This is a genomic window from Bacillus sp. P4_E1 (genome assembly GCF_056401715.1).
In genome coordinates this window covers 172,409-184,144 of sequence record NZ_JBFUIV010000004.1, presented here as the reverse complement: position 1 = coordinate 184,144, position 11,736 = coordinate 172,409, and the positions used below count along the sequence as shown (strand labels likewise).

General features: G+C 34.2%; 12 protein-coding genes and 1 pseudogene. 10 read left to right on the top strand and 3 right to left on the bottom strand.

Features of this window, described 5'->3' with window-relative positions; translation table 11 throughout:
- Nucleotides 1-184: 184 nt before the first annotated feature.
- The 3 genes and pseudogenes from AC1DS7_RS07415 to AC1DS7_RS07405 form a co-directional block, all read left to right on the top strand.
- Nucleotides 185-380: pseudogene (locus AC1DS7_RS07415) on the top strand (VOC family protein); the annotation flags it as partial.
- Between the two features lie 305 nt (nucleotides 381-685).
- The gene (locus tag AC1DS7_RS07410) at nucleotides 686-2,335 is read left to right on the top strand and encodes a copper resistance CopC/CopD family protein (protein WP_098635403.1); all 1,650 of its coding nucleotides are present in this window, start codon (nucleotides 686-688) and stop codon (nucleotides 2,333-2,335) included.
- A 35-nt stretch (nucleotides 2,336-2,370) separates the two neighbouring features.
- Entirely contained in the window at nucleotides 2,371-2,991 is a 621-nt protein-coding gene (locus AC1DS7_RS07405) for a YcnI family copper-binding membrane protein (RefSeq protein ID WP_215588954.1), read from the top strand.
- A 118-nt stretch (nucleotides 2,992-3,109) separates the two neighbouring features.
- On the opposite strand, the gene AC1DS7_RS07400 is transcribed toward AC1DS7_RS07405, so the two are convergent.
- Nucleotides 3,110-3,886 carry an alpha/beta fold hydrolase gene (locus AC1DS7_RS07400; protein ID WP_215588955.1) on the bottom strand — a complete coding sequence of 259 codons (777 nt, stop codon included), beginning with the start codon at nucleotides 3,884-3,886 and terminating at the stop codon, nucleotides 3,110-3,112.
- 185 nt (nucleotides 3,887-4,071) lie between these two features.
- Nucleotides 4,072-4,977 carry a DMT family transporter gene (locus AC1DS7_RS07395; protein WP_002086216.1) on the bottom strand — a complete coding sequence of 302 codons (906 nt, stop codon included), beginning with the start codon at nucleotides 4,975-4,977 and terminating at the stop codon, nucleotides 4,072-4,074.
- 97 nt (nucleotides 4,978-5,074) lie between these two features.
- Between AC1DS7_RS07395 and AC1DS7_RS07390 the strand changes: the two genes are divergently transcribed.
- From AC1DS7_RS07390 to AC1DS7_RS07375, 4 genes are all read left to right on the top strand, one after another.
- Nucleotides 5,075-5,944: a LysR family transcriptional regulator gene (locus AC1DS7_RS07390; protein ID WP_002012297.1), complete on the top strand. Its 870-nt coding sequence runs from the start codon at nucleotides 5,075-5,077 to the stop codon at nucleotides 5,942-5,944.
- A gap of 119 nt (nucleotides 5,945-6,063) precedes the next feature.
- Entirely contained in the window at nucleotides 6,064-6,495 is a 432-nt protein-coding gene (locus tag AC1DS7_RS07385) for an Rrf2 family transcriptional regulator (RefSeq protein ID WP_002012300.1), read from the top strand.
- A 103-nt stretch (nucleotides 6,496-6,598) separates the two neighbouring features.
- On the top strand, nucleotides 6,599-7,249 hold the full coding sequence (locus tag AC1DS7_RS07380; protein ID WP_012260760.1) for a DsbA family oxidoreductase: 651 nt from the start codon (nucleotides 6,599-6,601) through the stop codon (nucleotides 7,247-7,249).
- Between the two features lie 73 nt (nucleotides 7,250-7,322).
- Nucleotides 7,323-7,925 (top strand): nitroreductase family protein, encoded by a 603-nt coding sequence (locus AC1DS7_RS07375; protein WP_002012304.1) that lies wholly within the window; start codon nucleotides 7,323-7,325, stop codon nucleotides 7,923-7,925.
- Nucleotides 7,926-8,089: 164 nt separating this feature from the next.
- Here the strand turns inward: AC1DS7_RS07375 and AC1DS7_RS07370 are convergent, their stop codons facing one another.
- Complete coding sequence (locus AC1DS7_RS07370; RefSeq protein WP_476998881.1) at nucleotides 8,090-8,509, bottom strand: GNAT family N-acetyltransferase; 420 nt, start codon at nucleotides 8,507-8,509, stop codon at nucleotides 8,090-8,092.
- A gap of 190 nt (nucleotides 8,510-8,699) precedes the next feature.
- Between AC1DS7_RS07370 and AC1DS7_RS07365 the strand changes: the two genes are divergently transcribed.
- From AC1DS7_RS07365 to AC1DS7_RS07355, 3 genes are all read left to right on the top strand, one after another.
- The gene (locus tag AC1DS7_RS07365; protein WP_002012306.1) at nucleotides 8,700-8,834 is read left to right on the top strand and encodes a hypothetical protein; all 135 of its coding nucleotides are present in this window, start codon (nucleotides 8,700-8,702) and stop codon (nucleotides 8,832-8,834) included.
- A gap of 107 nt (nucleotides 8,835-8,941) precedes the next feature.
- On the top strand, nucleotides 8,942-10,552 hold the full coding sequence (locus tag AC1DS7_RS07360; protein WP_476998880.1) for an amidase family protein: 1,611 nt from the start codon (nucleotides 8,942-8,944) through the stop codon (nucleotides 10,550-10,552).
- A gap of 159 nt (nucleotides 10,553-10,711) precedes the next feature.
- Nucleotides 10,712-11,731 carry an AI-2E family transporter gene (locus AC1DS7_RS07355; protein ID WP_002031308.1) on the top strand — a complete coding sequence of 340 codons (1,020 nt, stop codon included), beginning with the start codon at nucleotides 10,712-10,714 and terminating at the stop codon, nucleotides 11,729-11,731.
- Nucleotides 11,732-11,736: the final 5 nt, after the last annotated feature.

Sequence of the window (11,736 nt, the reverse complement as noted above, 5' to 3'; positions counted from 1 at the left end):
TTAGGAATAGCCGTTTCATATAAATGCATTCTTTAAATATCTATAAAAAATAAAAGGATATATTGTATAGAAAAGCTTAGCTTTTAATTATAATTAAAACGATGATATAGAAGTGGCGATATAAAGGGAGTTCTCTATCATGGAGAGACTTAAATAAGTGTTTCATTTTGTTTAGGATAGCGGTATCGTAGTTCATGATCTAGATAGTTATACGTTTTTACGAAAAGGTTTGGTAAGGAACAGTAATAGAGCGTTACGTAAGTGAGGTGCTAGGTGTGGAAGGAGAAGCAGCCATTCTTGAAGTGGATGGTGATAGAATTGAATTACTTACACCAACGAATACTATACCTTCTCCAATGGCACGATTTATAAATAAAAAGGTGTTACGTAATAACGTAACACCTTTTTATTTATGTATTTCACATTTTCTTCACAAATGATTCACGAGAACTTTTCTTCTTAGGAAACTTACATAAATATATTTTATGATATAATAACAATCGACTTTAAAAATGTAAGTTGTTTTAATTAAAGTAGCTGCTATTATATTAGAAGTTTAAAGGTGGGGAGAAAGAAAGCGTCATGTTGTATAAAAAAATACTTAATTAGGTTAATATTTCGTCAGGGAATCAAACTAGGAAGTATAAAGTAATGAAAGTGTAGCGAGAAAGAAGAAAGAAGTGAAATGATTGTGAAAGTAATACGAAGGTTAGGGGCATGGCTATTAATAGCGTGCGTGTTTATCATATTGATACCAAAAAGCGCATCTGCTCATGCGTATGTTGTGAAATCAAATCCTGCTGAAAATGAAACGTTAAAGAAAGCACCATCTGTTGTGAAAATTGAATTCGATGAGGACATACAAGTTTCAAGTTTTAATACATTGTTCGTAAGAGACACCTCAGGTAAAAGAGTAGATTTAAAAGATGCACATATTGATAAGAAAAACAAAAAAATATTAGAGGCTGGGTTAAAAGAGAATCTCAAAAATGGTCTTTACTCTATTCAGTGGAAAGCTATTTCAGCTGATGGACATCCGATTCAAGGAGTTATTCCATTCCGTATTGGATTAGCAGAAGCGGGAACAGATGATATACAAGTAGAAGAGATGGGCTATGTTCCGCAAATCGATATGATTATGGAACGTGGGGTTCTATATACAAGTTTCTCACTATTTTTAGGAGTTCTATTCTTTAATCTTATTATGTATAAAGGGAATGCAACCTCAGTTCAATCAAGGAGTAAGAGAATAATATGGATATCATTATTTGGGATATTTATTAGTTTACTATTCAATCTACCATTGCAGGCGAAAATAAATGCTGATGTTTCATGGTTAGAAGCATTCGATCCTTTATTATTAAAAGAAACATTACAGCTATCTGTTTTTGGTTATGTATGGATCACTCAAATGGCTCTTATTAGTACGCTTATAATTGTTACATATTTTGCAGTGAAGAGTGAGAGGCTTTCGTCGTTTAAAGTATGGAGCATTCCAATTGTATTATTTATGGGGTTACTGGTTATGAAAGCTTTCAATAGTCATGCATATGGATTAAAGTTTAAAGAAATTGCTGTCGTTATGGACTTTCTACATTTATTCGCAGCTTCGTTATGGATTGGGGGGCTATCATCGATTGTTCTTCTTTTACGTAAAGAGGATGACAAGTGGACTATGTATTGGGATGCGATTAAGCGTTTTTCACCATGGGCAACAGGTACTGTCATAGTGATTTTATTAACGGGTCTTTTTAACAGTACATTTTTTATTCCCACGATCCATTCCCTATTTGATACGAAGTATGGATTGGCCTTATTAGCAAAGATACTTTTATTCGTGTGTATGGGGATATTGGGAATTATTCATTATGTGAAAGGGAGAATGCGAGCGCAGCAAAGGTTAGGAGCTACGGTGAAAGTAGAGTTTATCATTGGAATTATCGTTTTCATAATCGTAGCGTTTATGACAAATGTACAAACGCCGCCGATGCCTCCTACGGGACCTTTTACAGAGAGTAAACAATTAGATAATGGATATGAACTTACTTTACATGTAAGTCCTAATAAGGTAGGACAGAATACATTTCATATTACTTTGAAGGATGAGAATGGACAGCCTGTTACTGATATGGAACAAATTGTATTGACGACTCAATCTTTAGATATGAATATGGGCAAAGGTTCATTTAAAGTTTCGGCAGTGTCACCGGGAGAATATGAAGCGGAAGGTATGTATATTAATATGATAGGAAACTGGAATATACAAGTTCACGGATTAACAAAATCTCTTGATAGTTTCGATGCGGATTATAAATTTATTGTAGGTGGCAGATAAAAAAGACGTTATAAATGAAAAGGAGTTTATAGAAAATGAAACGTATAAAAAAATTAGGAACAACAATGATCGCAACAATAATTGCAATGGGGATTTTTTCGTTACCTGTTAGTGCTCACGTAACTGTGAAACCAGCAACTTCTGACGTTGGCTCTTGGGAGACTTATACAATAAAGGTACCTGTTGAAAAGAATATGGCAACAACAAAAGTCACACTGAAAATACCGTCTGGAGTCGAGTTTCAACAGTACGAGCCAGTGCCAGGGTGGAAAGTGGAAGAACAAAAAGATGCAGCTGGAAAAGTTAAAACTGTAATATGGGAAGCAACAGGAGAAGGGATTTTACCTGGTCAGTTCCAACGATTTACTTTCGTTGCTAAAAATCCAGATAAAGAGCAACAAATAGCTTGGAATGCATATCAACAATATAAAGATGGAGAAATTGTTGAATGGACAGGCGATGAGAAAGCTGAAAAGCCCCACTCACTTACTACGATTGCAAAAGGTACATTATTAACAGGAGAACATGGTGAAGTATCTAGTGTGGAAAAAAATGAAAGTACAAGTAATATGCAAACAATAACAATTGTCTTATCAGTTTTAGCGATTGTATCTTCCGTAGGTACGTGTGTTTTTGTAGTACGTCGTAAAAAGTAGGGAACATTGAAAGGTCTCATTGAAAGTAATGAGACCTTTGTTAATAAAATTTTGAGATTAAGCAGCTTCGAGGGGGATTAGAGCTACAAATACAACATGGTTTATTAAGATAAGGAACTCAATTGACTGTCATTACTTCTTCTGGTAGGTTATCATGCTTAAGCCAGTTTTCAATTAAAGTATTAAATAGTTTGGGATTTGCTAAAGGGATTCCATGACCGATTTTAGGAATGATAATACCTGTGCAATTAGGATTGCTTTCAAGGATTACAGTCATCGAGTCTTTCATGATTCTTTTTTCGTTTTCTCCAACAGTCACTAATATATTGCTACTAGCATTCTCGAAACCTTTTGGTATTGTAAACGACATATTTTCTTCTAATATCCTCACAAATATATTTTTACTTATTTGACAACTTTCATGATAATAGTTATCAAATTGTGTTTCATCTATGTACATTGATTTTGCTTGTATTTTGGAAAATGTCTTACTCTTTATAAGTGGATAGGTTAAGCCAAGGGATCTTATTAATGTTTTAGCGAAAGGAATTGGTTTAACTAATGCGCTATTTATCATAGCGTATTGAATTAAGTTTGGTTTCATGCTGAGCATTGTAATTAATACTTGAGCACCTAACGAAAAACCGATTACTATAACAGTTTTACCTTGTCCTTTTTCTTCAACTAATTCAATGATTTTTTCAGCACTAAAGTGTATTGAAAAATGATCCTTACTACTATTTTCCCCTTGCTCGGGTAAATCAGGAACAAGGCAGTGAAAGTTAGTAAAATGTTTAATTTGTTTGTCCCACATCCATCCACTGACTCCGCCCCCATGAATATAAACCATAAGTGGAGAGCTTGAATCTCCAAATTCTTTATACTGTAAAACCATATAATTCCCCCTTATGATTAGAAGTGTTAGTCCATACATATGTATTAGAGATACTATTTTCTACTTAATTATCATCATACAATAAAAAAGGGAAATTTTCCTTTTGCTAAGATGTTAAGTGACTGTACTGATAAAATGGTAAAAAAGAAAGAGCCTACAAGTGGTAGACTCTTTCTCATATCTATTTATTTCACTTCAACTTGCTGCCTTACAGCAAGTGCTTTCGGCTTTATATTTACAAAACAAATGCTTACGATAATAAATAAAAGTCCGATGAATAAGCTAATTGTAATGGCCTCATGTAAGAAAATAGAGCTTACAATAATAGCGATCAGTGGGATAAGGAACGTATAAGCCCCAACTTTACTTGCCTCACCAGCTCCTACAAGTGTAAAGTAAGCGAGCCATCCCATTGCAATAACAAAGAACGAGATGAATAGTAGTACACTTACAAATGGTATACTCCAAGCGATGTTAGACCAGCTCTCAAATTCTGAACCAAATCCGATTAAGCAAAGTCCGCCAATAATAAGCTGAAGTGTTACCATCCAAATGGCATTAACACGGTGTCCAGTTTTCTTAATAAATACTGTGCCGAGTGCCCAGCCGATAGCGCACCCTAAAGCAAGTAGTACACCGATAATAGAAATATGTCCAGTTAAACTACTAGAGCTAATAACCCCAACACCAATAAATCCAAGAATAAGTCCGAAAATTTTCAAGCCGTACATAGATTCTTCAAGCCAAATCCATGAGAAAATGCCGAGTAAGACAGGTTGGAGAAATACGATTGCGGAGAAGAGTCCGGCGGGCATATACTGAAGTCCGACAGTTTGTAGTCCGTAAAACAAAATAATATTGAGTAAAGATGAAATAAAGTATAAATGCCAAGTTTCCTTTAAATTTAATTGTTTGTATTTCGGTAATGCGAAAGTAAGTAAGATAAATCCTCCTATTAATGTTCTAATCCCTGCAAAGAGTACGGGTGGTGTGTAATGCAGAGCGAATTTTGATAACGGCCAATTAATTCCCCACATAATAACGAGAAATGTAAGGATTATGGCCGTCTTAGTTCGAGAAAGCTGTGTCACTGTAATCCCTCCTTGTTGTATTCCATTTCACTATGATATGATATCGACTATGATAAATAAAATGAATCTTTTTTATAAGGAGTATAAGTGATTAGTTATGACCATTACACAACTTCAAGTTTTAATTAAAACGGTTGAATTAGGGAGTTTTACGAAGGCTGCCGGGATGTTAAATATGACACAACCAGCTGTAAGTCATGCGATTTCAAGCATTGAGTCAGAGTTAGGAGTTACCATTCTTATACGCGATAAACGAAAAGGGCTAATCGTTACGGATGTTGGAAATAGAATTCTTGTACATATTAGAGAAATCTTAAACGGCGTTGAGAAGATTGAACAAGAAGTAGCGATGGAGAAAGGGCACGAAGTTGGGACGATTCGAATTGGGAGTTTTCCGAGTGCTTCTGCACATTTCTTACCCAAAATGATAAATCTTTTTAAGGAGAAGTATCCGAACTTAGAAGTCGTTCTTTGTGAAGGCACGATTAAAGAAGTTGAAGATTGGTTAGTATCGAGGGTTGTTGATATAGGAATTGTTATCTTGCCTAATAAAGATATGGAGATCGTGCCCTTAACGAAGGGGAAAATGGTTGTTGTCTTAAGAGAGGATCATCCTCTTTGTAAGAACGATTCTATTACAATAGGTGATTTAGAGAATGAACCGATCATATTATGTAAGGGTGGGTACGAACCACCCATTATCGATATGTTTAAACAAGCGAACGTACCACTTCGGGCTGAATATATAATTTCCACAGTTACAACAGCTTTAAATATGATTCAAGAAGGATTAGGAATCGCAATTTTGGCTGAGTTATCTTTAACGAGTTTACCAAAGAATATACAAACGAGAGAATTGGAACCACAAGTATGGAGAGAAATTGCTTTAGCTGTTCCTTCATTAAAGGATTCTTCAATCGCTGTGCAGCTATTTATTGAAGAATTTCAAGACTTGTTTGCAGAATAAGAAGAGGTGTCTCATATATTGTAATGGGGCACTTTTTTATTTGCTTTAAAAAATTTGTAAAAAGGATTGACTTATACTCTAGTTGTAACTATAATGATTACATCGAGGTGGTAATCACAATGAAAATTAGTAGCCGCTTTTCTATAGCTGTTCATATTTTATCTATTTTGAAAAACAATCCATCTTCAGTTTGTACTTCGGACTATATGGCCGAAAGTGTAAATACAAATCCGGTAGTAATTCGAAAAATAACGTCTTACTTGAAACAAGCTGAGTTTGTATACGTCAAACGCGGTCCGGGTGGCGCGGGATTATTAAAGGATTTACATGAAATCACATTATTAGATGTGTATCATGCAGTGAATGTAGTGGAAGAAGACAAACTATTTCACATTCATGAAAAACCGAATCCAGACTGTCCAATTGGGGCGAATATTCAAGCTGTTTTAGAGGTTATTTTAGTTCAGGCGCAATCTGCGATGGAAGAAGTGTTGAGAAATATTACGATGGGGCAGTTATTTGAATCTTTACAACAAAAAATGAATGCATAATATGATAATTGCAAGTCTCTAAAAGGGAATGCATATTTTTTTCTCAAAATTGTAACCGTTTCGGTTACACCTAAAAATAAAAAGAAGGTAAGGTGCAAATAATATGACTGTGAAAATGAAAGTATACTCAGATTTTATATGCCCGTTTTGCTTTTTAGCAAAAGGTCCATTAGATGAAGTAGCGAAAGAGAAAGATGTAGAAATCGAATGGATGCCATTTGAATTGCGTCCAAGTCCATATTCTAAAATAGATCCTTGGAACGAGCCAGATAAGTTAGGTTCATGGGATTCTTTCATTCTTCCTACTGCAAAAAAATTAGGGGTTGAAATGCGTCTGCCACGTGTTTCTCCGCATCCATATACACATTTAGCTTTTGAAGGGTGCCAATTCGCGAAAGAGCGTGGACTTGGAAATGAGTATCATCACCGAGTATTTACTGCGTTTTTCCAAGAAGAGCAAAACATTGAAGATATTGATGTATTAACGAAATTAGCGGTAGAAGTAGGGCTTCCTGAAGCTGAATTTAAAGATGCTTTAGTAAATCGTAAATATAAAGAAAAACATCAAGAAGCAATTCAGCATGCATATGATGAAGCAAATATTATGGCTGTTCCAACTGTCATGATTGGAGATGAAGTTATTCAAGGACTTGCTAGTAAAGAAACGTTACAAAGAGTAATTGATAAAGAAATCGAAAAGGATAAAACAAATTCATTTGAAGGTATGCAATGTAAGACGGATGGATATTGCTAATTCGTCTTGCATGAAAGAATCAAGTTGATTTGTTTAAATAAAAATAATAAAACATATATTTGGAGGAATTAAAATGTCAGCAACTACAACAAACTTAAAAGAAGCAATCGTGAACCGTCGTTCAATTCGTAAAGTAACAAAAAACGCTACAATTACAAAGGAAAGAATTGAAGAAGTATTAAAAACAGCTTTACATGCACCAACTTCTTTCAATATGCAAAGTGGCCGTATGGTCGTATTAATGGATGGAGAGCATGAAAAGTTTTGGGATATCGTAAAAGAAACGCTTAGATCACGCGTACCAGCAGAAAACTTTGAAGCGACTGTAGAAAGACTAAAAGGTTTCCATGCAGGTGTAGGTACCGTTTTATTCTTTGAAGATCAAGCAACTGTAGAAAAAATGCAAGAAAATGCACCGTTATATAAAGATCAATTCCCATTCTGGTCTCATCAAGGAAATGCAATGCTACAACATACTGTATGGATGTTATTATCAGCTGAAGGAATTGGCGCATCATTACAACATTACAATCCAATCGTAGATGCTGAAGTGAAAGAAACATGGAATATTCCAGCGGAGTGGAGTTTAGTAGGACAAATGCCATTTGGTGAGCCAAATGAACAACCAGGGGAAAGAACATTCTTACCTACTGAAGATGTAGTGAAATTTTATTAAGAAATTTAATATATACAGAGTTAAATAAATGAAAGGAGAGTACATATATAGCTATATATGTACTCTCCTTTCGTATGTAATGTTTAAATGCGATTGTGGAAAAGGTTACTGCAAGAATAATTTCTTTCATATGAATCGAAGTTTTCCCTACAATTAAAAATCTATCATGTTTTTGAAATGACAGTAAACATCCCCGTCATGTTTGGTGAGTAATTTTTAAAATCAAATTTTTCATAGAACGATTCTTTACCTTGTGATGCAAATAAACCGACAAACGCCTTATCAGGGGCATTCTCATTTAAGTATGCAACCAAAAGATGCATTATTTCTTTCCCAATACCATGTTTCTGATAATCCGGATGAACCACTATATCTTGAATATAGAAATAGATAGATCCATCACCAACAATTCTCCCCATGCCCACAATTTTTTCATTATCTTTGACCGTGATGCAGTGAATAGAATGCTTCAGTGAAGTATCCGCTACTTCAAAATTCATATAATTAGTCCATCCAACAGAATCACACAAATATTTGTACTCTTCCAATGTTGGAATGTTATTTTTAAACTCATATTTTTTCAAAATGTATCCTCCAAGTCCTCAAATTCAACAAGTATAATAAATTCGACATTTTTCTATCTATTCCTCTTACGCAACAGAACTCCTTTTAGTTATTGAATTTAGTGTAGTTTCCTTATTTGTATTTGTGTTAATTTATAAGAGTTTAGGGAAGAAATATAAGAAATAATCCGGTGAGAAAGGAAGTAGAAAAATGAATGATGAGAAAAAATATACAGTGGTAGGTACTGATGTTGATGAAGTGAAACGTTTAAATAAAAATTCAGGATTAACATATAATCAGGTGAAGGAATTGTTAGCAAAGCAAATGCAAAAAAAAAGTAATTAGATTGAAATCTTTCATTTTTTCATTTAGCATTTTGATTGGAGAGAGTTAAGTAAAAGGTAACTCTCTTTTTTATATAAATGAGCAACTTTTAGAGTGGAGGAAGCAACATGAAAAAATGGGTAAAGATAACGTTGTCTATCGCCGGAGGTATTGTTCTATTGGCGTGTGCCGGAGGATATTACGTGTATAAAAATTATTTTCCAAAGGAACCTGAGCGTATTGTATATGATAAAGACAGAGTGTTAAAACCGATACATAATCAGCTTAAAGGGATCGACATAGATAATATAAAGATAAAAGAAAAAGAAGTTGTAAATGCGACTGTGGATGAGCTTCAAAAAATGGTTGATGATGGGAAATTATCATATGAAGAATTAACGAGTATTTATCTTTTTAGAATACAAGAACATGATCAAAATGGAATGACATTAAATGCTGTTACAGAGATTAATCCTAATGCGATGGAAGTAGCACGAAAGTTAGATAAAGAGAGAGCGTTAAAGAAGAAATCGAACTTATATGGCATTCCTTTCATTGTAAAAGATAATATACAAACGGAAAAAGTGATGCCGACAAGCGCAGGAACTTATGTATTAAAAGATTGGATTGCAGATGAAGATGCGACGATCGTGAAGAAGTTGAAAGAAGAAGGTGCTTTTGTTTTAGGAAAAGCGAATATGTCTGAATGGGCAAATTATTTATCTTTTACAATGCCAAGTGGATATAGTGGGAAGAAAGGACAAAATTTAAATCCATACGGTCCGATTACGTTTGATACATCGGGATCAAGTTCTGGATCTGCTACAGTAGTTGCAGCTGATTTTGCACCGCTTGCAATCGGGACGGAAACGACGGGATCCATAGTAGCACCGGCAACGCAACAATCAGTAGTTGGGTTACGTCCGTCTTTAGGTATGGTTAGCAGAACAGGAATTATCCCGTTAGCTGAAACACTTGATACAGCAGGGCCAATGGCAAGAACGGTCAAAGATGCAGCAACGCTATTTAATTCAATGGTAGGTTATGATGGAAAAGATGCTATGATAGAAAAAATGAAAGATAGAGATAGAATGGATTATACGAAGGAGTTATCGATAGATGGATTAAAAGGGAAAAAGATAGGGATTCTTTTTTCTATAGAACAACAAGATGAAATTAGAAAAGCAGTAGCGAAAAAGATTAGAAAGGACCTTGAAGATGCAGGTGCAATATTGACTGATGATGTTCAGTTAAACAGCGAGGGTGTAGATAATCTGCAAACATTAGAATATGAGTTCAAGCATAATGTTAACGATTATCTTTCACGGCAAAAAAATGTGCCAGTAAAATCGTTAGAAGAGATTATAGCGTTTAATAAAAAGGATAGTAAACGACGAATAAAGTATGGACAAACATTAATTGAGGGTTCTGAGAAATCTGCTATAACGAAAGATGAGTTTGAAAAAATAGTTCAAACGAGTCAAGAAAATGCAAGAAAAGAGCTAGATAGGTATTTAGTAGAAAAAGGTTTGGATGCTCTTGTGATGATTAATAACGATGAAGTTCTTCTATCAGCTGTGGCTGGTTATCCAGAATTAGCAGTGCCGGCAGGATATGATTCTGATGGTCAGCCGGTAGGTGTAGTGTTTGTTGGGAAACAGTTTGGTGAAAAAGAACTTTTTAATATTGGATATGCGTATGAACAGCAATCTAAAAATAGACGATCTCCTAAAATATAGAGTTGATAAAGTAGTTTTTAGAAAAGTAGTAGATAAAAAAATCCGACAATAAAAAAGAAAAAAAGGAATCTTTCCAATTAGTAAGAAAGATTGTCTATAGAAGTTCATAAAATGTAATATATCCAATTTCCATCCATTGAAGGGGGAGGTTAATTCTTAATGAATGAAGTGAAAAATTTCTTTCGAAGCAGAGGGTTTCAACGGTTTCTCGTTTTAATAATATTAGTGCTTGTATTGTATGGATTAAAAAGTATGATTAATTTAATATTAATTACGTTTATTCTCACGTTTTTGATGGATCGATTTCAAAAGTTTATTTCAAAAAAATTGAAAGTAAATAGGAAAGTGGTTATTGCTGGTTTATATATTGTGTTAGTGACGTTTATTGTAACTACACTATATAAATATTTGCCTGTACTAACGATACAAATTTCACAATTAATTTATCAATTTAAATTGTTTTTTCAAAACCCACCTGATAACGAGATAATTAAATATGCACTTTCGACAATTAATGGAATGGAAGTATCGAAATATATCGAACAAGGTGTAGATGTCATTTATCAATCGATAGCAAACATAGGAAAAGTCAGTTTACAAATACTACTTTCTCTTATTTTAAGCTTATTTTTCTTATTAGAAAAAGAACGCATTATAGCATTTACTTCGAAATTTAAAGATAGTAAGCTGAAAATTTTTTATGAGGAGATTGCATATTTCGGTGAAAGGTTTGCAAGATCGTTCGGAAAAGTGATTGAAGCACAGTTTTTAATTGCGGTTGTAAATTGTGTGCTCACTGTAATTGCACTTGTCATTTTAGGATTTCCACAGCTTCTTGTATTGGCTGTCATGGTCTTTCTACTCGGTTTGATTCCAGTTGCTGGTGTTATCATTTCATTGTTTCCACTTTGTATCATTGCCTATAACGTCGGCGGGGTTGTGTATGTTGTTTACATACTAGTGTTCATTACAGTAATCCACGCTCTTGAAAGTTATTTATTAAATCCAAAATTTATGTCTGCAAAAACGAATTTACCTGTTTTTTATACATTTATGATTCTTATCTTTTCAGAGCATTTCCTCGGAATATGGGGGCTTATTATTGGGATTCCAATCTTTATCTTTTTATTAGATGTACTTGATGTAAATAATGATGAACCGATTAAAGATAATAAGTGATAGAA